Raw genomic sequence first — 23,408 nt, 5'->3', positions numbered from 1 at the left:
TCACCATTACTTACTTTTCTTCTTTCAAGAGCGCGAGCAATTCGCGCTCTTTTCTTTTCCGATTGGGCGTATGTGGCGCTGGCACTCGGTAGCTTTCAATATCTGGGAACACATCGGCAACAGGTAGCTCTAACGCCTTCGCAATTGCTTCCGCAACAACTCGTGAACGAGCCTTTCTTGCTGCAACTTTGGAGACCAACGAAGGGCTTTTACCAAGTGCGTTTGCCAGCATTGAAAAATCAAAACCGCGCTGCGCTAATTCCATTTTAATTTTTTGACTATCCATTGTGGTTCGGCTGTGGTTGAATATATTTGCTTGTGAACTCTTTTTGAATTCACTTTGCATTCAAATGAACTCAAAAGAAGGTCAAAAGACACTAATTAAGGAAAAATGATGTCAAATGACACGAAAATGAATAGTACACACCAGACAGAAAAAAGCAAAGAAGAAATACTCAGCATGGATGAGTGTGTCTCCCGGTTGCGGCTGTACTATGGCGAATCGAGCGTGCCAAGCATAATGCGAAGACTGCAGATACCGCCTAGTACTTACGGTAATTGGCGTAAGCGTAACAGCGTTACTTATGAACATTTAGTACGTGGTCTAATTCGCGAAGGTATATCGTTAGATTGGTTTTTTGCACCGGAGCAGCGTTTGAACTATCCAAGTCGTGAGCAGTTACATGTTGCCGATGTTGAGAGTGCGAAATACGCGAGTAATTGCCCAGATAATAACGCCCGAGTGTTAGCAGCATTGGCTGAAATTCGCAAAGTTTTGCAACAGTATGGCCTGCCTGAAACGCAGTTTAATCAGGAATTGATGTTGACATTGTGTCTTGCTGAGCGCGCCGGCCAAGTGCCAACCCGTCTCGCATTGGAACAGGTCGCCGCGGCAATTCGTGCCGTTAATGACGACCCGCTCGCAGATTAGTTGCGGGGCAGCGTGATTTTAGCTTCAGCGCTGGGTTTGTAGAGCGTGAGAATTTTACCAACCACTTGCACACGATAAGCCTGGGTGTGTGCCAAAATGGTCGCGTAAATTTGTTCACGCAACTCGCGGTCCTCTTCAGGTACTTTCACTTTAATCAGTTCGTGATGGTTTAGAGCCAATTCGATCTCGGCCATCACGCCCTCAGTTAAGCCATTCGCGCCCAACAGCACCACCGGTTTAAGTGAATGCGCCAAGCTTTTTAAATGCTGTTTTTGTTTATTACTTAAGTTTAACCCTGCGGTCATGCAATAATATCCCACTATCACTTGAATTTTCGCTATTCTACCGCCATCTGGGTAGAAGAAGCCAGTTTGGTAACGAAGCTATGGGAAAAAAACGATCGGCTAGCAGCTCACGCTGGCTGCAAGAACATTTTAATGACCACTATGTACAAAAGGCGCAGAAGCAAGGCTTGCGCTCGCGCGCGGTATTTAAAATTGACGAGATTCAGCAAAAAGACAAAATTTTGAAACAGGGCATGACCGTTGTTGACCTCGGGGCTGCGCCAGGAGGCTGGTCTCAATATGTGGTCGATGCACTGCAAGGCAACTGCCAAGTCATTGCTTGCGATATTTTACCGATGGATCCAATCGCTGGGGTCGATTTTCTTGAGGGTGACTTTCGCGATGACGCGGTTTTACAAGCTTTATTGAACCGCATCGGTGGTAAAAACGTAGATGTAGTATTGTCAGACATGGCTCCGAATATGAGTGGTAATGACAACGTTGATCAACCACGTGCGATGTATCTTGTTGAGTTGGCACTAGATATGTGTCGACAAGTTTTGAAACCGAACGGTAGTTTTGTCGTCAAAGTATTTCATGGTCAAGGTTTTGAAGAGTTTTTAAAAGAAGTACGCGCGGCGTTTACCACCGTGAAAACGCGGAAGCCGGACTCGTCTCGAGCCCGTTCGCGCGAAGTCTATCTGGTAGCGACCGGATACAAATTGTAGTAGGCTGTTGCATCAGCAACGCAAGTAAATGAGGTAGTCAGCTTTGAGCGATATGGCAAAGAATCTAATTTTATGGCTCGTTATCGCTGTGGTGCTTATCACAGTCTTTAACGGTTTTAGCCCAGGCGCTGGTACGAACAACCAAGTTGCCTACAGCCAATTCATCTCACAGGTGAACAACGGAGCTGTGCGTAAGGTCGACATCGATGGTCGAATGATTACCGCACAGTCGCGTACTGGCGACACTTTTAGCACGGTGATTCCGCTGAATGATCCGGAACTTATCAATGACCTGATTTCGAACAATGTCGAAGTCGTTGGTAAACCACCAGAAGAACCAAGCATTCTTACCTCGATCTTTATTTCGTGGTTCCCGATGCTGCTGCTTATCGGTGTGTGGATTTTCTTCATGCGCCAGATGCAAGGCGGTGGCGGTCGTGGCGCCATGACCTTCGGTAAGAGCAAAGCACGGCTTATGGGTGAAGACCAAATCAAAACCACCTTCAACGATGTGGCTGGTTGTGATGAAGCGAAAGAAGAAGTCTCCGAGCTGGTTGAATACTTGCGTGACCCGAGCAAGTTCCAACGCCTTGGCGGTAAAATTCCAAAAGGTGTGTTGATGGTAGGTCCGCCAGGAACTGGTAAAACCTTGCTGGCGAAAGCTATTGCTGGTGAGGCGAAAGTTCCATTCTTCTCGATTTCAGGCTCTGACTTCGTAGAAATGTTCGTTGGTGTCGGTGCATCACGTGTGCGTGACATGTTTGAACAAGCGAAAAAATCCGCACCGTGCATCATCTTTATCGATGAAATCGATGCTGTGGGTCGTCAGCGTGGCGCTGGGTTAGGTGGTGGTCACGATGAACGTGAACAGACCTTGAACCAAATGTTGGTCGAGATGGATGGTTTTGAAGGCAACGAGGGTATTATCGTGATTGCCGCTACCAACCGTCCTGACGTACTTGACCCGGCGTTGTTACGTCCGGGCCGTTTTGACCGTCAGGTAATGGTAGGTCTGCCAGACGTTCGTGGTCGTGAACAGATTCTAAAAGTACATATGCGTAAGGTACCTTTGGGGGATGATGTTGATGCATCTTTGATTGCACGCGGAACCCCGGGCTTTTCGGGTGCTGACCTAGCTAACCTCGTAAACGAAGCTGCTTTATTCTCTGCGCGCTTGAATAAACGTGTCGTCAGTATGGAGGAGTTTGAAAAGGCCAAAGACAAGATCATGATGGGTGCTGAGCGTCGGTCTATGGTTATGACCGAAGAAGAAAAAGCAATGACCGCTTATCACGAAGCTGGTCACGCTATCGTCGGTCGTTTGGTGCCTGAGCACGATCCAGTTTATAAAGTGTCGATCATTCCACGTGGTCGAGCGCTCGGTGTCACCATGTACTTGCCAGAGCAAGATCGTGTGAGCCATTCGAAGCAACACCTTGAAAGTATGATTTCAAGCCTGTTTGGTGGACGTCTCGCAGAACAAATTATTTATGGCGACGAAAAAGTGACCACAGGTGCTTCAAACGACATCGAACGCGCCACTATGATTGCGCGTAAAATGGTGACCCAATGGGGCTTGTCTGAAAAAATGGGGCCTTTGTTGTATGCCGATGACGAAGGTGAAGTGTTCTTGGGGCGCTCGGTAACGCAGCATAAACATATGTCTGATGAGACGGCGCGTGCCATTGATCAAGAAATCAAATTGTTCATCGACCGTAACTACGATCGTGCCAAGCGAATTCTGGAAGAGAATATCGACATTCTTCACAGCATGAAAGATGCATTGATGAAGTACGAAACTATCGATGCCGATCAAATCGATGATTTGATGAATCGTCGTGAGGTGCGTGAACCACGTGATTGGGTTAAACCTGATCGTAACGATGACTCGAGCGGTGGTGCAAAGACTAGTTCGGACCAACGACCGTTATCCGGCGAAACAGGCGACGCCCCTGCAAGTTAATCATTCTAGTTTGTAAAAGCCCCGTTCTCGGGGCTTTTTTTTGAGGATGTAACCATGTCAAATCAACACCTGCTGCCCCAAGTGATGGGGATTTTAAATGTCACCCCTGATTCATTTTCCGACGGTGGTCGGTTTGATCGGGTAGACCACGCTTTGCGCCAGGCGCAACAAATGATTGCGGATGGTGCTCATTATATCGATGTTGGCGGCGAATCAACGCGTCCAGGTGCAGAGGCGGTCGGGGTACAAGCAGAGTTGGATCGTGTGATGCCAGTGATTGAACGCCTTACCCAAGAGTTTGGTATTCCGGTGTCGTTGGACACCTGTAAAACAGCGGTAATGGCTGAAGGACTGAAAGCTGGCGTGCGTATGATTAACGACATTCGTGCTTTACGCGATGAGGGTGCAGTGGAACTGCTGGCACAAAGCGATGCTGAAATCTGTTTAATGCATATGCAGGGTGAGCCGCGCACAATGCAAGAAGAGCCGCGTTACGACGATGTGGTGCTTGAGGTTAAGCAGTTTTTGCAAGCACGAGTCGCACGCTGTGAAGCTGCCGGTATCGCGCGCGACCGCATTTTTCTTGATCCAGGCTTTGGCTTTGGTAAGTCGGTAAGGCATAATTACCAGCTATTGCACCGCCTACAGGCGTTACATGAGTTACAATTGCCGTTGTTGATAGGCATGTCGCGTAAATCAATGCTCGGTAAGGTGACCGACCGCGAAGTCACCGACCGTTTACCAGCAAGTATCGCGGCTGCGACTATCGCAGCGATGAAAGGGGCGCGCATTATTCGCGTGCATGATGTCAGGGAAACGGTTGATGCGATGAAGATCGTCGCGGCAACCTTGGCTGGAGATTTCAGTTGAGTCAACGTAAGTATTTTGGCACCGATGGTGTACGTGGACGGGTAGGTGATTTTCCAATCACGCCAGATTTTGCAGTAAAACTCGGTTGGGCCGCCGGTACGGTGTTGTCCAAATCGGGTAATCAGCGCGTATTAGTTGGTAAAGACACACGGTTATCAGGGTATATGCTGGAATCAGCTTTGGAAGCCGGTCTGTTATCAGCTGGGGTCAGCGTTGAATTTTTAGGGCCGATGCCTACACCCGCGGTTGCCTATCTCACGCGCAATTTCCGCGCGGCAGCGGGTATCGTTATCAGCGCTTCACATAATCCCTATTACGATAATGGCATCAAATTCTTCTCTGATTCGGGCAGTAAATTAGCTGATTCAGTCGAGAGTGAAATTGAACGCTTGCTTGATGAGCCGCTCGTGTGTGTGCCGTCGGAGCAAATGGGCCGCGCCAGTCGTATCGACGACGCGCCGGGGCGTTATATTGAATTTTGCAAGAGTGTGTTCCCCACGGAATTATCCTTGAGCGGTCTGAAAATCGTGGTGGATTGTGCCCACGGGGCTACCTATCACATTGCGCCTGATGTGTTATTAGAGCTTGGTGCAACGGTCATCGAAATTGGCACCGCGCCGAATGGCATCAATATTAATGATAAATGTGGCGCAACCGATTTAGCTGCGTTGCAGAACGCCGTGCGTGAACATCATGCAGATGTTGGTTTCGCGCTCGATGGTGATGGCGATCGCATTATGATGGTGACCGCAGACGGCCGTATTATTGATGGTGACGATATCCTCTATATTCTTGCGCGCACGGCCCAGAACGACGGCTTGTTGCAAGGGGGAGTCGTGGGCACATTAATGTCCAACTTTGCCCTTGAGAAGCACTTCGCTGATCACCATATTCCATTTGTCCGCGCTAAAGTTGGCGACCGTTACGTCATGGAAGAACTGGTCAAGCGTGATTGGAAATTGGGCGGGGAGAATTCTGGCCACATCATCAATCGCCAGTATCATAGTACCGGAGACGGCATCATTGCAGGTTTGCAAGTACTCACCGCTATGCAACGCGAACAATGCGCCTTGAGCGACTTGTTAAAGGGTTTCGAGAAATATCCGCAAGCTTTAGTCAATGTGCGTTTTCAAGCGGGTGCCGATCCGTTGCAGGACGAAGCCGTCAAAGCAGCGGTGCAAGATGTTGAACAACGCCTCGGCGATCAAGGCCGCGTTCTGTTGCGTAAATCAGGAACAGAACCCTTGATTCGGGTCATGGTTGAGGGGCGAGATCCACAATCGGTGAAAACCCTCGCACAGCAAATTGCCGGAGAAGTTGAAGCTGCGGCGAATTAATAGGCAATCGCGCTTTTTTCTCTCATTCAGCGCTTGTAAGTTGTCGGCAGGTTATGTAATATCTCGCCGCTCTTGACGAAGCAAGCGCTTAACCTTAAAAGCTTAGTAGCAGAGGTCTAGATGCAACGGCAACCAGTAGTGATCGCGAACTGGAAAATGAACGGCAATCGCCAGCTCGCCAAACAAATGGCAGAAGCATTGCGCGAAGAAGCTGGGTTGTTGAGTCAAGTGCAAGTCGTAGTATGCCCGCCGGCGGTGTTATTACCAGCGTGGCAGCAGCATGTGTTTTACGATGCGGTGCATTTAGGTGCACAAGACGTAAACGAATTTGAGCATGGTGCGCATACCGGCGAACATAGTTTAGCGTTGCTAGGCGAAGCGGGTGCCGAATACATCTTGATCGGTCATTCGGAACGGCGCCAACATTATGGCGATACGGACGCACGTATTAGTGCCAAAGTTAACGCCGTATTGAATTATCAGGCGCAGCAGTTAAAGGTTGTTTTGTGCGTTGGCGAAACCGAAGCCGAGCGTGAAACGCATCAAACAACCACAGTTGTTGAAGCGCAACTGAGCGCCGCTTTAGAGCAAGTTACAGCGGCACAGATGACACACGTCGTCATTGCTTACGAACCGGTTTGGGCGATTGGTACTGGTAAAACAGCAAGTCCAGCTCAAGCGCAAGAGGTTCACAGATTTATTCGCAGCTGGTTGCAGCAAAAATACGCTGCAGCAGATACAGTGCCATTGCTTTACGGTGGCAGTGTAAAAGCAGATAATGCCGAGACGTTGTTTGCTGAACAAGATATCGACGGTGGCCTCATCGGTGGCGCAAGTCTCGAGCCCGATGCGTTTGTAGCCATCTGTCGTGCGGCAGTAGCCCGGAGTTAGTCAATATGTATGAATTTTTGCTTATCGCTTATTTAATTATTTCGCTAGTGCTGATTGGTTTCATCATGATTCAGCAAGGCAAAGGCGCAGATATGGGCGCTTCTTTCGGTGCCGGCGCATCGAACACAGTGTTTGGCTCAAGTGGTTCAGGTAACTTCTTGACTCGCACGACAGCAATTATTGCGATTGTATTTTTTATCTTAAGTTTAGTGCTTGGTAACTTGTCATCAGGCAACGGTGACACTGAAAGTCAATTTGAAGATCTTTCAGCACCGGCAATGACTGAAGAAGTACCAGCCTCTGACAGCGAAGTTCCTGGATCGAACTAAGTGCAGTCGAAGTAAAGTAGGTCTTTTTACGCGGATGTGGTGGAATTGGTAGACACGCTATCTTGAGGGGGTAGTGCTTTCGGGCGTGCGGGTTCAAGTCCCGCCATCCGCACCAAATTAGCAGCCTTGCACGGTTGCGTTTCCTTCGGGAATCTTTATAATATGGACACGTTTTCGGACGCGGGGTGGAGCAGTCTGGTAGCTCGTCGGGCTCATAACCCGAAGGTCGTAGGTTCAAATCCTGCCCCCGCAACCATTTAACAAAGGGTCCAGTGTTTGAAAAGCCCCGCAGCAGTTCGGGGCTTTTTACTATGTGACCTCGACTGCTCAAAGCAGTCTAACACTGGGCGTTTACGCCCTTTTTTTGTTTCAGGAGTTCAAGAATTTGGCAAGAATCGAACAACAATTGGTGAGTTTATTAGCGCCAGCAGTTGAAGCATTAGGCTTTACCTTGTGGGGTGTCGAATTTGTCCGCGCGGGCAAGCATTCAACCCTGCGGGTGTATATCGATCACGAAGATGGCATCAGCGTTGATGACTGTGCCGAGGTAAGTTATCAGGCAAGCGCGTTGCTCGACGTCGAAGATCCCATCAAGAGCGAGTACTTCCTTGAAGTTTCCTCACCTGGTATGGAACGCCCCTTTTTCAGTGCGGCGCAAATGCAACAGTACCTTGGTGAGATAGCTGCTGTAGAGCTCAATGTAGCGCAGCAGAATAAACGCAAATTTAAAGGCGTCATCAGCAAAGTTGAAGGTGACACCGTCGAATTCAACGTAGATGGTGAGCCATTACTGGTGAACTATTCTAGTGTCAAAAAAGCTCATTTAGTTCCTCAGTTTAACTAAGGATTGCGCAGGCGAGGCAGGATAATGGCAAAAGAAATTTTATTAGTCGCAGAAGCTGTATCGAACGAAAAAGACGTTTCGAAAGACAAGATCTTTGAGGCGCTAGAGTCTGCGCTGGCTCATGCGACCAAGAAAAAATACGATGGCGATATCGACGTACGTGTAAGTATTGACCGCCAAACGGGCGAGTTTGATACTTTTCGTCGTTGGTTGGTGGTAGATGATAGCGAACAGCCACTTGAGCATCCTTATCGCGAAATCAGCTTAGCTGCAGCGCAGTATGAAGATGCAAGCGTCAATGCTGGTGATTATGTCGAAGAGCAAATCGAGTCTATCGAATTCGATCGTATTACGACGCAAACGGCGAAGCAGGTTATCGTACAGAAAGTACGTGAAGCAGAACGCGCGAAAGTTGTTGAGGAATACCAAGATCAAGTAGGTGAGTTGGTCAGTGGTATTGTCAAGCGGGCAAACCGCGAACACGTGTTGCTAGACCTTGGTAATAACGCTGAAGCTATCATTTACCGCGAAGAAATGTTGCCGCGCGAATCTGTTCGTGTTGGCGACCGTGTACGCGGTTTGTTGTATGACGTGCGCCCAGAAGCGCGCGGCGCGCAGTTGTTTGTGAGCCGTACAAATCCAGATTTTCTCATTGAACTGTTCCGCATCGAAGTGCCAGAAATTGGCGAAGAGATGATTGAAATTCGTGGCGCAGCTCGCGATCCAGGTTCACGAGCGAAAATTGCGGTGAAAAGTAACGATCGTCGTATCGACCCCGTCGGCGCTTGTGTAGGTATGCGCGGTGCGCGTGTGCAAGCCGTCTCTGGTGAACTTGGCGGTGAACGTGTTGATATCGTGCTGTGGGATGATAACCCTGCGCAGTTCGTCATTAACGCCATGGCACCAGCTGAAGTTGCTTCGATTGTTGTGGATGAAGATGCCCACACTATGGATATCGCTGTAGAGGAAGGTAATCTGGCACAAGCGATTGGTAAAGCAGGACAGAACGTGCGCTTGGCAAGTCAGCTAACAGGTTGGCAGTTAAACGTCATGTCAGTCCAAGACTTTACTGAGAAAAACGAAGCAGAAAATCAACGCTTACTCGATTTGTTCACCAGCAGCCTTGGTATTGATGAAGATTTCGCTACGGTGCTAGTAGACGAAGGCTTCTCATCACTTGAAGAAATTGCTTATGTACCGATGGATGAGTTGTTGAACATTGAAGGCATGGACGAAGAAATCGTCGAAGAGCTGCGCAATCGTGCGCGCGGCGTGCTGACGACTAAAGCTCTGGCAAGTGAAGAATCTCTGGAAAGCGCTGAGCCAGATGCAAGTCTATTGAATTTAGAAGGCCTCGATAAACATCTGGCCTATGTGTTAGCAAGCAAAGGGATCGTCACGTTGGAAGACCTTGCTGAACAAGGTATCGACGACCTTGCTGACATCGAAGAGTTAACCGAGCAGCGAGCTGGCGAATTAATTATGCAAGCGCGTAATATCTGCTGGTTCGGTGACGAAGAATAAGAAGATCAACGGGGGTACGACAGACTATGGAAGAAGTAACGCTGGATAAACTAGCTAAAGATGTAGGTACGACAGTTGATCGTTTGGTAACGCAATTTGCTGAAGCGGGCATGAAGAAAAGCCCTGGCGACAGTGTGACCGAAGATGAAAAGCAACGCCTGTTGACGCATTTGAACAAGCAGCATGGCGGTAAAGGTCCGCAAGAACCAAGCAAAATGACACTGAAGCGCAAAGAAAAAAGCACCTTGAGCATCGGTGGTGGTCCGGGTCGCAGCAAGTCAGTGCAAGTAGAAGTTCGCAAGAAGCGCACCTACGTGAAGCGTTCTGCACTTGAAGAGCAGCAAAAAGCAGAACAAGAAAAAGCTGAACAAGAACGTCTAGCAGCTGAGGCAAAGCGTCAGGAAGAAGAGGCGAAAGCGGCGGCTGAAGCAAAAGCGAAAGCCGAGAAGAAAGCTGCGGAAGAAAAAGCGAAGCAAGAAGCAGCGCGCAAAGAGAAAGAAAAAGCAAAAGCCAAAGCAGAAGCTGAAAAACGTGCGGCAATGAGCCCAGAAGAGCGTCAGAAAGCGGACGAAGCGAAAGCTGAAGCCGAGCGTTTGCGTAAAGCGCAAGAAGAAGAAGCACGTAAAAAAGCTGAAGCAGAAGCGGCTCGTCAGGCAGAAGAAGCACGTAAACTTGCTGAAGAAAACGAAGCGCGTTGGCAAGAAGAAGAAGCTAAGCGTAAGCAAGCAGAGCAAGAAGATGTGCACTTCACCACTTCACAATACGCTCAGCAAGCGGAAGACGAGCAAGACGTTGATGAAGAGCGTCGTAATCGCAAGAAGTCAAAACGTCGTGCCAAAGACGATGAACGAGATGAAGCCCCACGTCGTGAAAAACGTCGTAAAGGTTCAAAACGTTCAACACTACAGCAAGCCTTTACGAAGCCTGCAGCACCGGTGGAGCGCGAAGTTAAACTTGGCGAAACCATTACCGTTGGTGAACTAGCAAACCGCATGGCAGTGAAAGCCAGCGAAGTGATCAAAACCATGATGAAAATGGGTGAAATGGTCACGATTAACCAGGTTTTAGACCAAGAGACTGCTTCACTAGTGGTTGAAGAAATGGGTCACAAAGTCCAACTGGTTAGCGATAACGCGTTGGAGCAAGAAGTGTTAGCTGAACGTCACGATGGTGAAGAGCGTACCGCTATCACACGGGCGCCTGTGGTGACTGTTATGGGGCACGTTGACCACGGTAAAACCTCGTTACTGGATTACATTCGGAAAGCGAAGGTTGCCAGTGGCGAAGCAGGTGGTATCACCCAGCACATTGGTGCTTACCACGTAGAGACCGGTCATGGCATGATCACCTTCTTGGATACTCCTGGCCACGCCGCGTTTACCTCGATGCGTGCCCGTGGTGCCAGTGCAACCGATATTGTTATCCTCGTTGTTGCTGCAGATGACGGCGTGATGCCACAAACCCTTGAAGCCATCCAGCACGCGAAAGCGGCAGGGGTGCCGATTGTGGTCGCAATTAACAAAATGGATAAGCCAGAAGCTGATCCAGACCGAGTGAAAAACGAACTTGCTCAACGTGATGTTATTCCAGAAGATTGGGGTGGTGACGTGCAGTTCGTACCAGTATCAGCGCACACTGGACAAGGTATGGATGACTTGCTTGAGGCTATCTTGCTACAGTCAGAAGTGCTCGATTTGAAAGCTGTATCTGACGGTATGGCGCACGGGATCGTGATTGAATCACGACTTGATAAAGGTCGTGGCCCTGTAGCCTCTATCTTGGTTCAAGAAGGCACCTTACGCCAAGGCGACATCGTCTTGTGTGGTTTGGAATATGGCCGTATTCGTGCAATGCGCGATGAAACCGGTAAAGAAGTTAAAGAAGCCGGGCCGTCAATTCCAGTGGAAATCTTGGGTCTGTCCGGTGTGCCGCAAGCAGGTGATGAAGCAACGGTCGTGAAAGACGAGCGTAAAGCCCGTGAAGTTGCCAACTACCGTCAAGGCAAATACCGCGAAGTGAAACTGGCGAAACAGCAGAAAGCTAAGCTTGAGAACATGTTTGCCAACATGCAAGAAGGCGACGTCAAAGAATTGAACATCGTTTTGAAGTCAGATGTTCAAGGTTCACTCGAAGCCATTGCGGACTCGTTGCAGAAGCTGTCTACTGACGAAGTGAAGGTTAACATCATCGGTAGTGGTGTTGGTGGTATCACTGAAACTGACGCTTCCTTGGCGAGTGCATCAGACGCGATCGTGGTTGGCTTTAACATACGTGCGGATGCCGCAGCGAAGAAAGTTATCGACCAAGAAAACGTTGATCTGCGCTACTACAGCGTTATCTATGACCTGATTGATGAAGTGAAAGCGGCGATGGGCGGTATGCTCGCGCCTGAATTCAAACAGCAAATCATTGGCTTGGCAGAAGTACGTGATGTATTTAAGTCGCCGAAGATTGGTGCCATTGCAGGTTGTATGGTAATTGACGGTGTGGTGAAACGCTCAGCACCGATTCGCGTACTGCGTGATAATGTGGTGATTTACGAAGGTGAACTGGAATCGTTACGTCGCTTTAAAGACGACGTACAAGAAGTTCGCAACGGTATGGAATGTGGTATCGGCGTGAAGAACTACAACGACGTTAAAGTCGGTGACCAAATCGAAGTCTTTGAAACAGTTCAAGTAGAGCGGAGTCTGTAAGTTAGATGGCAAAAGACTATAGCCGTACCGAACGTGTAGGTCAGCAGTATCAACGTGAGATCGCGTTGATACTGCAACGTGAAATCAAAGATCCGCGGGTGACCATGGTCACCGTATCGGACGTTGAAGTGTCGCGAGACTTGGCCTATGCGAAAGTTTTTGTCACTTTTTTCCATGATGACGAGAAGCAGACGAAACAAGCACTGAAAGTGCTGAATGATGCTTCTGGTTTTATTCGCTCGCTGCTTGGCAAGCGCGTTCGAGCGCGGATCGTGCCCGAGCTCAAGTTCGTGCACGATGGCTCATTGAACGAAGGGATTCGTATGTCGCGGTTGGTTGACGAAGCGATCCGCAAGGATCATGAACGTCAAGGGCCGAGCGACGATGATAGCAGCGATGAGCAAGCCAATCACAAGGATTCCAACGGAGCGGACTAATGGGACGACGTAAGTCAGGCCGCGATATCAGCGGCGTGATTGTCTTGGATAAACCTCTAGAATTGACCTCAAACGCCGCTCTCCAAAAAGTGCGGCGTTTTTTTAATGCGCGTAAAGCCGGACATACTGGCGCCTTAGATCCCCTTGCCACAGGCGTTCTGCCGTTGTGCTTTGGTGAGGCCACTAAGCTATCGCATTTCTCTCTCGAGGCCGACAAGACCTATGAGGTAGTCGCACGCTTAGGTGTGCGAACGACCACTAGCGATGCTGAAGGTGAGGTGGTTGCCACTGCAGCGGTAGCCGTCGACGAAGCCCAGGTCAAAGCGGCAATTGCCCACTTTACGGGCGTGCAAGAACAGTCACCATCGATGTTTTCAGCGTTAAAGTATGAAGGCCGACCACTCTATTGGTACGCTCGGCAAGGCATTGAAGTACCGCGGAAAACACGGCAAATTTGTATTCATAAAATCAACTTAATGGCGCTTGACGCCAGCTCGCTTAAACTAGAAGTCACTTGTTCGAAAGGCACTTACATTCGGACCTTAATTGACGATATGGGACAGTTCTTCGGTTGTGGCGCGCACGTAGCTGAGCTGCGCCGCACTTGGATCGAAGGCGTAACTGGCAACATGATTAGCTTTGCTGAATTAGAGCAACTAGCGGCCCAGTGCGATTCTGAGAATAACGATTACCAAGTGCTCGATGCCTTACTGCAACCCTGCGATAGTGTTATTCAACAAATCCCCGTGGTGCGCATAGTGGAAGCCGATGCCATCAAGTTTAGTGCGGGTAATCCGGCGCGGGCGCTAACGGCCGACGTACGCGATGAAGCAGTGGTTTTGCGCGTGTATAGTGAGACCTCAGAGCGCTTCTTAGGATTAGGTTTTTGGCGTGACAATAAAATCGTGCCCAAGCGTGTGCTTAGCATTGCGGAACGCTAGTTAAGCCCGTATAATGTGCAGCGATCTTGTTGGTGCTGAATTAGTGATTGGCGCCAACGTTTTTATCCAAACTAGGAGTTTTATATGTCACTAACTGCGGCAAAGAAAGCTGAAATCGTTAAAGAATTCGGTCAAGGCGAAAACGACACTGGTTCACCAGAAGTCCAAGTTGCTTTGTTAACTGCTAACATTAACGAACTGCAAAGCCACTTTAAAGAGCATGCAAAGGACCACCACTCACGTCGTGGTTTGTTGCGCATGGTAAGCCAACGTCGTAAGTTGTTGGACTACTTGAAGCGTAAAGACAATCAGCGTTATGCAACTCTGATTGAGCGACTCGAATTACGTCGCTAAGCAATGTTCATGAAAGGGGGCCGCAAGGCCCCTTTTTACTTATAGAATACCGAGAGCGTTATTCGTTAGTCGTTATTCGTTAGTGGAGTAAGTCTGCCAATTAACGAATAACGAGTAACGAGTAACGAATTTAGAGAAGAAAGTAGGAAAGGAAAAAAACGTGAATCCAATTACCAAGCAATTTGAATACGGTCGTCACACAGTGACCCTAGAAACCGGTGCGATGGCGCGCCAAGCGACCGGAGCCGTGCTAGCTAGCATGGACGACACTACTGTTTTAGTAACTGTAGTGGCTAAAAAAGAAGCTAAAGAAGGTCAAGATTTCTTCCCATTAACAGTCAATTATCAAGAGCGTACCTACGCTGCAGGTAAAATTCCAGGCGGCTTCTTCAAACGTGAAGGTCGTCCTTCAGAAAACGAAACACTGACGTCGCGTCTGATTGACCGTCCGATTCGTCCTCTGTTCCCAGAGGGTTTCAAGAACGAAGTACAAATCATTGCCACCGTGGTTTCAGTAAACCCGCAAGTGAGCCCTGATATCGTTGCATTGATCGGCGCATCTGCTGCCTTGTCGATTGCCGGTGTCCCATTTGCAGGTCCAATCGGTGCGGCACGCGTTGGTGTTATTAACGATGAGTACGTGCTGAACCCAACTTTAGATGAGCTTGCTGAATCGAAGCTTGATTTGGTGGTAGCGGGTACTGAATCAGCGGTATTGATGGTTGAATCTGAAGCGCAATTGTTGTCTGAAGACACCATGTTAGGCGCAGTGGTTTATGGTCACGAGCAAATGCAAACAGTGATCAACGCCATCAACGAGTTTACTGCTGAAGCGGGTAAACCGAAGTGGGATTGGCAGGCACCTGCAGAAAATACGGAACTGAAGAACAAAATTAAAGCACTTGCCGAGCAAGGCATTGGCGATGCGTATCGCATCACTGAAAAAGCTGAGCGCTATGAGCAAATCTCAAAATTACGTGATGAAGTTGTCGCGCAATTGACAGCTGAAGACGAAACACTGAACGCAAAAGAAATCGGCGATATCTTCCACGCCTTGGAAAGTGACGTTGTACGTAGCCGTATCATCGCCGGTGAGAAACGTATCGATGGTCGTGACCCAGATATGGTTCGTGGCTTACACATCGCCACCGGTATCTTGCCGCGGGTGCATGGTTCTGCCGTATTTACCCGTGGTGAAACGCAGGCATTAGTCGCCGCTACGCTTGGTACCGAGCGTGATGCACAGATGATCGATGACCTCATTGGTTCAAGCAATAACCGCTTCATGTTGCATTACAACTTCCCTCCGTACTGTGTGGGTGAAACCGGCATGGTCGGTTCGCCGAAGCGTCGTGAAATTGGTCACGGTCGTCTTGCTAAACGTGGCGTACAAGCGGTGATGCCATCTCAAGATGAATTCCCGTACACCATTCGTGTGGTTTCAGAAATCACTGAATCAAACGGTTCAAGCTCAATGGCATCAGTGTGCGGTACTTCACTGGCATTGATGGACGCGGGCGTACCGATCAAAGCATCTGTTGCGGGCATCGCAATGGGTCTAGTAAAAGAAGGCGACAAATTTGTGGTGCTTTCTGACATCTTAGGTGATGAAGATCACTTGGGTGACATGGACTTTAAAGTTGCTGGTAGCAAAGACGGCGTCACTGCCTTGCAGATGGATATCAAGATTGACGGTATCACTCGTGAAATCATGGAGCAGGCATTAGAGCAAGCAAAAGCCGCTCGTTTGCACATTCTTAACGTGATGGACCAAGCGATTTCAGGTGCACGTGAAGAGCTATCTGATTTTGCACCGCGTTATCACACCATGAAAATCAATCCAGACAAGATTCGTGATGTGATTGGTAAAGGTGGTGCGGTTATTCGCGAGTTGACTGAAAGTACCAACACTAACATCGAAATTAATGATGATGGTACAGTGCGTATCGCGGCAACTGATTCTGAGTCAGCGCAAGCAGCCATTAGCCGTATTGAAGCTTTGACTGCCGATGTTGAAGTAGGTCGCATTTATCATGGTAAAGTTGCTCGTATCGTTGATTTCGGTGCCTTTGTGACGATTCTACCGGGTAAAGACGGTTTGGTGCACATCTCACAAATCGCTGAAGAGCGCGTGAACGATGTCAACGAATACTTGAAAGTTGGCGATACCGTGCCAGTCAAAGTACTCGAAATTGACCGTCAAGGCCGCGTTCGTTTGAGCATGAAAGATGCGGCAGAAAAGCCAGCCGCTGAGCCAGCAGCTGAACCTGCAGCAGAGCAGCAAGACGACGCTGAATAAACCAAACTAAAGGTTTATTTACAAAGTAAGTATGAAAAGGGGCCTCGGCCCCTTTTCTTTTTGTTAGCAAGCTGGGGTATGATGGCAGCAAAGAGAAGGTAAAGGATAAGTCGTATGAAGCTTCGAAAGATAACGGTTGCCGTGCTTGGGTGCTGGTTGCTAAGCGGTTGCGTGGGCACGCCAGATGGAACCTCGACGCCGCTGGGACAGTTGGTGGTCGCTGCGCCACAAGTTGCCGATGAACGCTACCAGTTAGAAGTTGCGAAGCTCAATGAAGTACTCAGTCATGGTGCTGAAGAATTAGATAGTGAAGCGATCGGGCAATTACTCTACCGTCGTGGCAGTTTATACGATGCCTTGGGCCTGAATGTACTGGCGCGTATCGATTTTAATCGAGCGCTAGACTATCAACCGCGCTTAGCCGACGCCTATAATTATCTCGGTATTCAGTACACGCAAATTGGCCAGTACGAATATGCCTACGAGGCATTGGATGCCGCGCTTGAACTCGAGCCTGAACATCCCTATGCGTATTTGAATCGTGGTGTGGCCGCCTATTATGACGCACGCTTTGACTTAGCCAGTGCTGATTTACAACGTTATTTTGAGCTCGACCCCAGTGACCCGTACCGTTCCATTTGGCGCTTTCTTATCGAGGTTGAAGTAGAGCTCGAAGATGCAACTGAACAACTCGCTGAAGCGCGCTTAGAACACGCAAGTGATAAGTGGGCGTGGGGTATTGTTGACTTGTACTTGGGCGCCATGAGCGAACAAGAGTTTCTGCAATCCTATGCAACGCAATCGATGGCCAGTGATGAAACCCTCGCTGAAAGAATGTGCGAAGTGTATTTCTATTTAGGCAAATACAAACAACTCCAGGGCGAATGGGATACTGCTGCGGTCTATTTCCGCCTAGCGCTGACCACCAATGTTCACATGTTTTTGGAGCACCGCTATGCTGGGATTGAGATGGATTGGAGCCAACAGCAAGCGTTGGCTGCCGCACAGCGCTAGTTTCGCATTATTACTGCAGCAATGGGGGATGCCGGCGCTGCCTAGCAGTGTGGCGCCAACTGTAGCGCAATCGCCTGCTGTCATTTGCACCGAAAGCACCGCCGATGCAACCTTGTGGTTTCCTGCTACTGCCGCTGCGACAGTTACCCAGTTACTTGACGATTGGGCGCAGCATCCCTTGTTTCCGCTGTTTGACTGTCTGACCTTACGTAGCTATCAAACAACGACTGATTTACAGTGCAAAACTGAAGGTGAACGCCAGCGAGCGCGTTGTAAACCCGCGTTGTTACCGCGTGAGCTTGATCAACGCCAGATTATATTAACTGCTACCCAAACCGCCAGTGCTGACGCAACACAAATAGTATTGCCGCTCGACGCTGATGTTGATCTGCTGGCCCATGAAATCGGCCATTGGCTTGGCTTTGCCGATGAGTACCCGATGTCGGTAAAGCTCGCTGAGCGCTTCTGTCAGGGGCGTTATCAGCACGCTTCGCTGAATGTGGTGCTAACGGATACGACCGAAATGTCGCCAGCCGCATTGCGCGCTTTGTGGCAGCAATTACCATGGCGCGATGCGGTGCCTGATTGGCGGCAACTTGGTGAACAACAAGCCAACGGCCGTTGGCGATTAGGCAGCTCAGCGCAGCAGGAAATAGGACTGTTTCCCAGTCCTACATGTGCTAACGTCGAGGGTGTTTTTAGCTGGAAGCCGATCGCTGAGTGGACGGCGATGCAGTATCACGATGTAAATTATTGGCCAGAACTGTATCTCAGCCTGGCCAAAGCTTATTTAGCTGGCTTGGATAGCGGTTTGCGCGATCATGATCACTGGACAGAGCAGGGCGAATAACCAGACTAAACTGCGTAGTTTATCCCAGTCGGCCAAATAGAGAATGTGATAGAACACACGAAAAACCACAAACCCCACTGCGAGCCACTGATTAAAAGCACCTGTATGTCCGGTCGCGATCACTAAAATGACCGCGGCGGCAAACAGTGGAAAAGCTTCATAGGCATTATAGTGGCCTGCAACAGCGCGGGCACCTGCACCAGTCAAACGTTGTTGTTGAGCACGAGGATGATGGTTATCGTAACCGTTGTCACGGTTTTGGAAGTAGACCACTGGGGCTTTTGCGGCAATGGGTAAAAGTCCAGCAATTAGCAAACACCAAATCAACGTGCTCATGGGATCACTCCTATTTGACTTCTTTGCCGGCTGCTTGCAAGTCGGCGTGATACGAAGACCGCACTAAAGGACCGCTAGCGATATGGGTGAAGCCCATTTTCTCGCCTTCAATCCGGAACATTTCAAATTCGTCAGGAGTTACATAACGAGTGACCGGCAAATGATGACGACTCGGTTGCAAATACTGACCGATGGTTAACATGTCGACGTTGTGCGCGCGTAAGTCACGCATCACGTCAAGGATCTCTTCGTTGGTCTCACCAAGTCCAACCATTAAGCCGGATTTAGTACGAATGTCAGGGCGCTCTTCTTTATAGCGCCGCAGTAGGTCCAATGACCACTGATAGTTAGCCCCAGGACGTGCGGCTTTGTACATGCGCGGCACAGTCTCAAGGTTATGATTGAATACATCAGGGGCTTCATCACGCAAGATGTCCAGCGCAACTTGCATACGACCACGGAAGTCAGGCACCAAAATTTCAACTTGGATGCCAGGTGACTGCTCACGGATCTCACGAATACAGTCGGCGAAGTGCTGAGCACCGCCATCGCGCAAATCGTCACGATCTACCGAGGTGATCACCACATATTTTACTTTCATATCGCGAATAGTCGCGCCAAGTTTAACTGCTTCGTCTGGGTCTACTGGCAGTGGACGACCATGGGCAACGTCACAAAATGGGCAACGGCGGGTACAGATCGCACCTAATATCATAAAGGTCGCGGTACCGTGGTTGAAGCACTCGGGTAGGTTAGGACACGAAGCTTCTTCACACACTGAGTGTAAGCCATGCTTGCGCATTGCTTGCTTGATTTCGTCGATGCGTTGAGTTGAAGAAGGTAATTTTACCTTCAACCACTCTGGCTTACGCAACATCTGGTCACGCTCAGTTGGGACCACTTTCACCGGGATCAGCGCCATTTTATCGGCGTCGCGAAGTTTTACTCCGGGTTCAACTCTAACTGGCTTCGACATAGGCTTGTTCAAATCCTGTCTGTTCATGAATGTCTTGGTAACCCAAACGCTCGGCGAATATTTTGCAGACTCTTGCTGCTGCTTCGCTAACGTTTTGCGGGCCACCTAAATCTTTGCTTTGTACCATCTGCATGCCGGCGTAGCCGCAGGGATTAATGCGTAAAAATGGACTTAAGTCCATATTCACGTTGAGCGCTAAACCGTGAAACGAGCATCCTTTACGGATCCTTAAACCCAACGAACAGAGCTTGTCGCTGCCTACATACACGCCAGGAGCGTCGGGTCGTGCCGCGGCTTCAATACCATACTCTTGCATAACAGCTACGATCGTTTCTTCAATGTGGGTCACTAATTGGCGGACGCCGATTTTTAAACGACGAAGGTCGAGTAAAAAATAAACCACCAATTGTCCGGGGCCGTGGTAGGTTACTTGACCTCCGCGGTCGACTTTAACCACAGGGATGTCACCAGGCGCTAGTAAATGCTCAGCTTTACCGGCTTGACCTTGGGTAAACACGGGGTCATGTTCCAACACCCACAGCTGATCGACCGAGTCGCTATCGCGCTCATCGGTAAATTTTTGCATCGCGTGCCAAACGGGCTCGTAGGCTTGTCTACCGAGCTGTCGGATGAGCAGCTTAGAGGACATAGCGCACATCTTCGATGTCAGCTAACGCCTTGTAAAGGGTTTCGATGTGGGTCTGACTTTCGACTTTGACCTGAATCGAAACCGAGTGGTAATTACCTTTGCTGCTAGGCTTTACGCTCGGGCTATAATCGCCAGGGGCATGTTCTTGCGCAACAGCCACCACCGCGTCGGGTAGATCTGGTTTAGCCAAGCCCATCACTTTGAAAGTGAAGTGGCATGGAAATTCAACCAGCTCATCGAAACGGGTTTTTTGCATGTCTTACGACTCCTTACTTAAATAAGCTTGCTTGCTCGCGTGAAAGGCCTCCGCTAGCTTAGCGGTAACGGGGCCACAACGACCAGCACCGATGATTATATCATCAATTTGGCCGATAGGCTGTACCTCACGACTCGAGCTGGTAAGGAATAGCTCGTCCAGTTGTGCTAGATCAGTGGCACTAAATGCTTCTTCGCGGACCTCGAGGCCTAACTGTTTTGCTAACTCCAGCACCCACATGCGGGTGATGCCAGGCAAAATCAAGTGGTCAGCAGGGGCGGTGTATAAAATGCCATGTTTAACCGCAAAGTAATTGCTGGAGGCGCCCTCGGTGATCAGACCATTACGGTGCAGTAGTGGTTCGAGTGCTCCACGTTGCTGGGCGACCTGTTTCAGCATGATATTGCCGAGTAGACTGATGCTTTTAATATCGCAGCGCAGCCAGCGAATGTCTTCACATAGTGTGACTTTGGCGGGCGCTGGGATGTCCCAATGCACTGGCATTGGTGAGACACTGGCAAAAATGGTGGGATCGAGCTCGGTCTGCGGTAAATGCGAGCGTTGTGCTTCGGCGCCGCGCGTGACCTGAAAATAAATCAAACCATCGGCAATCGCATTGCGCTCTAGCAACTGCGTGATCAAATCGTGCCAGAAGGGGTCTGGGCGACTGGGAATCGTCAGTGCCGCAAGCGAGCGGTGAAGCCGTGCCAAATGTTGCTCAAGCAAGAAAGGTTTGCCGCTATAAACTGGCACCACTTCATAAATGCCATCCGCAAACAAAAAGCCTCGGTCAAAAACCGAGACTTTTGCTTGTTCTGCGGCGAGCCAGTCGCCGTTCAGGTAGACTGTAGAGCTCATTGAGTGTTATTCCTCAAATTTGCGTAAGACCCAGTCGGTAAGTTGTTTAAAGATACCGCCCTCAGGCACGTCAGTAAGCACCACTAGAGGGTAACTCGCGAGCGTGTCACCTTCAAATTGAATGGCCACGGTGCCGACGGTTGTTCCTTTGGTGAGCGGTGCCTCAAGCACTGTGTCGAGCTGAATGCTCGCTTTCAGATTCTCGCGCTGGCCGCGTGGCAGGGTCATCACTGCGTCTTCGGCAATACCGAGCGCAACAGTGTCCGTTTCACCGCCCCATACACGTTGATCAACGAAGCTATCACCAGCGCTATAGGCCTGCACGGTCTCGTAGTAACGGAAGCCGTAATTTAACAGCTTTTTGCTTTCTACTTTACGCGCTTGTTCGCTGCTGGTACCCATGACCACTGCGATCAGGCGGGTGTCACCTTCGTACGCAGAAGTCACTAGGCTGTAGCCAGCCTCTTCAGTATGGCCGGTTTTGATACCGTCCACATTCATGCTGGCATCCCACAGCAAGGAGTTACGGTTGTATTGCTTAATGGAATTATAAGTAAATTCTTTTTCAGCGTAGATTTCATATTCGCGCGGAACGTCACGAATCAGAGCTGCAGCTAATGTTGCCATGTCGCGCGGCGAGGTGTATTGATTCGGATCAGGCAGGCCATGACTGTTGGCAAAGTTACTATTGCTCATGCCAAGCTCAATCGCGTAGGTGTTCATCATATCCGCAAAGGCTGATTCGCTACCGGCGATATGTTCAGCCATCGCCACACAGGCATCGTTACCTGATGAGATGATGATGCCGCGGTTGAGGTCTTCGACGCTGACTTGTTTGCCGACTTCGATAAACATCTTCGATGATTCAGGGAAATTTTTCGCCCACGCATTTTCGCTGATGGTGACCAAATCAGTAGGTGCGATGCGGCCGTCTTGAATCTCGCGACCAATGATATAACTGGTCATCATTTTAGTGAGGCTAGCGGGGGCTAATTGGTCATCAGCATTACCTTCAGCGATCACATAGCCGGTGGTGTAATCCACTAAAATATAACCCTTCGCATTGACTTGCGGAGGTGGCGGAATGATTTGCGCGTGGGCAGCAACAATGACTAGGCTGGCACACACAGTGAGGATTCGCGTGAACTGTTTGAATACAGATTGCATGGTTGTCTTTCTCTAATTTTTTTAAATGGAAATCTAGCGCACAAATACTACCACAGCTGAGCTGCAAAGGCAGTTGCTTAAGGGGTCACTGGAACGCGAAATACACCTTCTAATCCAGCATCACGTAATCTTTGCAGCATCTGATCCGTTTCAGTTGCAGCGAAGGGCCCAAGCAACACAGCATGTAGACCATTTTTCAGCTGAGTAGTTGCAGGCACATCATAGGTTGCGGCAAGTTGATCAGCGGTCTCACGACTACGCTGGGGATCGCTTGAGGCGACAACCTGCACGTAATACTGTCCGGCGTCTGCTAGCGGTGTCGTTAGTGCTAGTTGTTGATTGGTGTTTTCTGGGTGTAATGCCTCGACCCGAACGCGTGCAGTTCCGTTTGCCAACATACCTAGCTTGTAGGCCGCAACATAGGATAAGTCGATAATGCGGTTACTATGAAAGGGACCACGGTCATTGACCCGAACTACTACAGAACGTTGATTGGCAAGATTGGTAACGCGTACATAAGTTGGCAACGGCAAAGTTTTATGTGCGGCACTCATGGCATACATATCGTAGGTTTCACCGTTGGAAGTTAAATGGCCGTGAAATTTCTCGCCATACCAAGAAGCTAAACCTTCTTCACTAAAACCACGGGCATCAGGAATAATGTTGTAGGTTTGACCAAATAAAGTATAGGTACGATTGCCACCACGACTTGGCGGTTCGACCCGTGGCTCTGGTTCAATCAGCTCATCGGGGGTGGGCAGACGCGATGGGATACTGTCATGTTCTTGGCTGTAACGACTTGGCGGCGCCGAAGAGCTACAGGCAAATAGCGCAAAAGTGATAAGCGGAAGGAAGATTAAACGCAAACGCATGA

The 23,408-nt window shown here is 49.5% G+C and carries 25 protein-coding genes and 2 tRNA genes; 18 read left to right on the top strand and 9 right to left on the bottom strand.

Going from position 1 to position 23,408, the window contains the following annotated elements; translation table 11 throughout:
* Window positions 1-10: 10 nt before the first annotated feature.
* On the bottom strand, window positions 11-346 hold the full coding sequence (locus IDAT_RS08015) for a helix-turn-helix domain-containing protein (protein WP_156099501.1): 336 nt from the start codon (window positions 344-346) through the stop codon (window positions 11-13).
* Between the two features lie 174 nt (window positions 347-520).
* On the opposite strand from IDAT_RS08015, the gene IDAT_RS08010 reads away from it, so the two are divergent.
* Complete coding sequence (locus IDAT_RS08010) at window positions 521-931, top strand: helix-turn-helix domain-containing protein (protein WP_156099500.1); 411 nt, start codon at window positions 521-523, stop codon at window positions 929-931.
* Here the strand turns inward: IDAT_RS08010 and yhbY are convergent.
* Window positions 928-1,236: a ribosome assembly RNA-binding protein YhbY gene (gene yhbY, locus IDAT_RS08005; RefSeq protein ID WP_034732596.1), complete on the bottom strand. Its 309-nt coding sequence runs from the start codon at window positions 1,234-1,236 to the stop codon at window positions 928-930. The two genes, IDAT_RS08010 and yhbY, sit on opposite strands and share 4 nt — an antisense overlap.
* 80 nt (window positions 1,237-1,316) lie before the next feature.
* Between yhbY and rlmE the strand changes: the two genes are divergently transcribed.
* The 17 genes from rlmE to IDAT_RS07920 all read left to right on the top strand — a co-directional run bounded on the left by rlmE (window position 1,317) and on the right by IDAT_RS07920 (window position 18,292).
* Entirely contained in the window at window positions 1,317-1,943 is a 627-nt protein-coding gene (gene rlmE, locus IDAT_RS08000; RefSeq protein ID WP_034732595.1) for a 23S rRNA (uridine(2552)-2'-O)-methyltransferase RlmE, read from the top strand.
* Between the two features lie 43 nt (window positions 1,944-1,986).
* Window positions 1,987-3,906, top strand: coding sequence for an ATP-dependent zinc metalloprotease FtsH (gene ftsH / locus IDAT_RS07995; RefSeq protein ID WP_034732594.1), 1,920 nt, complete (start codon window positions 1,987-1,989; stop codon window positions 3,904-3,906).
* Between the two features lie 54 nt (window positions 3,907-3,960).
* Window positions 3,961-4,776 carry a dihydropteroate synthase gene (gene folP, locus IDAT_RS07990; protein ID WP_034732593.1) on the top strand — a complete coding sequence of 272 codons (816 nt, stop codon included), beginning with the start codon at window positions 3,961-3,963 and terminating at the stop codon, window positions 4,774-4,776.
* The gene (gene glmM / locus IDAT_RS07985) at window positions 4,773-6,113 is read left to right on the top strand and encodes a phosphoglucosamine mutase (RefSeq protein ID WP_034732592.1); all 1,341 of its coding nucleotides are present in this window, start codon (window positions 4,773-4,775) and stop codon (window positions 6,111-6,113) included. Before folP ends, glmM begins: the two co-directional genes overlap by 4 nt.
* A gap of 120 nt (window positions 6,114-6,233) precedes the next feature.
* Window positions 6,234-7,004: a triose-phosphate isomerase gene (gene tpiA / locus IDAT_RS07980; RefSeq protein WP_034732590.1), complete on the top strand. Its 771-nt coding sequence runs from the start codon at window positions 6,234-6,236 to the stop codon at window positions 7,002-7,004.
* Window positions 7,005-7,009: 5 nt separating this feature from the next.
* Window positions 7,010-7,333, top strand: coding sequence for a preprotein translocase subunit SecG (gene secG, locus IDAT_RS07975; RefSeq protein ID WP_034732588.1), 324 nt, complete (start codon window positions 7,010-7,012; stop codon window positions 7,331-7,333).
* A gap of 30 nt (window positions 7,334-7,363) precedes the next feature.
* Window positions 7,364-7,448: transfer RNA gene (locus tag IDAT_RS07970), tRNA-Leu, on the top strand.
* A 64-nt stretch (window positions 7,449-7,512) separates the two neighbouring features.
* Window positions 7,513-7,589, top strand: a tRNA-Met gene (locus IDAT_RS07965).
* A gap of 129 nt (window positions 7,590-7,718) precedes the next feature.
* A complete protein-coding gene (gene rimP / locus IDAT_RS07960) occupies window positions 7,719-8,177 on the top strand; it encodes a ribosome maturation factor RimP (RefSeq protein WP_034732586.1) in 459 nt (152 codons plus the stop codon).
* 24 nt (window positions 8,178-8,201) lie between these two features.
* Window positions 8,202-9,701: a transcription termination factor NusA gene (gene nusA, locus IDAT_RS07955; RefSeq protein ID WP_034732584.1), complete on the top strand. Its 1,500-nt coding sequence runs from the start codon at window positions 8,202-8,204 to the stop codon at window positions 9,699-9,701.
* 26 nt (window positions 9,702-9,727) lie between these two features.
* Complete coding sequence (infB, locus tag IDAT_RS07950) at window positions 9,728-12,397, top strand: translation initiation factor IF-2 (RefSeq protein WP_034732582.1); 2,670 nt, start codon at window positions 9,728-9,730, stop codon at window positions 12,395-12,397.
* Window positions 12,398-12,402: 5 nt separating this feature from the next.
* Window positions 12,403-12,834, top strand: coding sequence for a 30S ribosome-binding factor RbfA (gene rbfA, locus IDAT_RS07945; RefSeq protein ID WP_034732580.1), 432 nt, complete (start codon window positions 12,403-12,405; stop codon window positions 12,832-12,834).
* On the top strand, window positions 12,834-13,775 hold the full coding sequence (truB, locus tag IDAT_RS07940) for a tRNA pseudouridine(55) synthase TruB (RefSeq protein WP_034732579.1): 942 nt from the start codon (window positions 12,834-12,836) through the stop codon (window positions 13,773-13,775). The genes rbfA and truB overlap by 1 nt, the downstream gene beginning before the upstream one ends.
* A gap of 84 nt (window positions 13,776-13,859) precedes the next feature.
* Window positions 13,860-14,129 (top strand): 30S ribosomal protein S15, encoded by a 270-nt coding sequence (gene rpsO, locus IDAT_RS07935; RefSeq protein WP_034732577.1) that lies wholly within the window; start codon window positions 13,860-13,862, stop codon window positions 14,127-14,129.
* Between the two features lie 160 nt (window positions 14,130-14,289).
* A complete protein-coding gene (pnp, locus tag IDAT_RS07930) occupies window positions 14,290-16,428 on the top strand; it encodes a polyribonucleotide nucleotidyltransferase (protein WP_034732575.1) in 2,139 nt (712 codons plus the stop codon).
* Window positions 16,429-16,542: 114 nt separating this feature from the next.
* Window positions 16,543-17,442, top strand: coding sequence for a lipoprotein NlpI (gene nlpI / locus IDAT_RS07925; RefSeq protein WP_034732573.1), 900 nt, complete (start codon window positions 16,543-16,545; stop codon window positions 17,440-17,442).
* Complete coding sequence (locus tag IDAT_RS07920) at window positions 17,384-18,292, top strand: hypothetical protein (protein WP_156099499.1); 909 nt, start codon at window positions 17,384-17,386, stop codon at window positions 18,290-18,292. Before nlpI ends, IDAT_RS07920 begins: the two co-directional genes overlap by 59 nt.
* Here IDAT_RS07920 and IDAT_RS07915 read toward each other — a convergent pair.
* The 7 genes from IDAT_RS07915 to IDAT_RS13565 form a co-directional block, all read right to left on the bottom strand.
* Entirely contained in the window at window positions 18,233-18,628 is a 396-nt protein-coding gene (locus tag IDAT_RS07915; RefSeq protein ID WP_034732571.1) for an MAPEG family protein, read from the bottom strand. The two genes, IDAT_RS07920 and IDAT_RS07915, sit on opposite strands and share 60 nt — an antisense overlap.
* 10 nt (window positions 18,629-18,638) lie before the next feature.
* A complete protein-coding gene (lipA, locus tag IDAT_RS07910) occupies window positions 18,639-19,604 on the bottom strand; it encodes a lipoyl synthase (protein WP_034732570.1) in 966 nt (321 codons plus the stop codon).
* Entirely contained in the window at window positions 19,588-20,253 is a 666-nt protein-coding gene (gene lipB, locus IDAT_RS07905) for a lipoyl(octanoyl) transferase LipB (RefSeq protein ID WP_034732568.1), read from the bottom strand. The genes lipA and lipB overlap by 17 nt, the downstream gene beginning before the upstream one ends.
* The gene (gene ybeD / locus IDAT_RS07900) at window positions 20,243-20,509 is read right to left on the bottom strand and encodes a DUF493 family protein YbeD (protein ID WP_034732566.1); all 267 of its coding nucleotides are present in this window, start codon (window positions 20,507-20,509) and stop codon (window positions 20,243-20,245) included. Before ybeD ends, lipB begins: the two co-directional genes overlap by 11 nt.
* 3 nt (window positions 20,510-20,512) lie before the next feature.
* Window positions 20,513-21,367 (bottom strand): aminotransferase class IV, encoded by an 855-nt coding sequence (locus IDAT_RS07895; protein ID WP_034732565.1) that lies wholly within the window; start codon window positions 21,365-21,367, stop codon window positions 20,513-20,515.
* Window positions 21,368-21,373: 6 nt separating this feature from the next.
* Entirely contained in the window at window positions 21,374-22,534 is a 1,161-nt protein-coding gene (locus IDAT_RS07890; protein WP_034732563.1) for a serine hydrolase, read from the bottom strand.
* A 77-nt stretch (window positions 22,535-22,611) separates the two neighbouring features.
* Window positions 22,612-23,406: a septal ring lytic transglycosylase RlpA family protein gene (locus IDAT_RS13565; RefSeq protein WP_034732560.1), complete on the bottom strand. Its 795-nt coding sequence runs from the start codon at window positions 23,404-23,406 to the stop codon at window positions 22,612-22,614.
* Between the last annotated feature and the right edge of the window lie 2 nt (window positions 23,407-23,408).

This window comes from Pseudidiomarina atlantica (assembly GCF_000753735.1).
GTDB classification, from domain to species: Bacteria; Pseudomonadota; Gammaproteobacteria; order Enterobacterales; family Alteromonadaceae; genus Pseudidiomarina; species Pseudidiomarina atlantica.
This window is presented reverse-complemented; position numbering and strand designations above follow the sequence as displayed.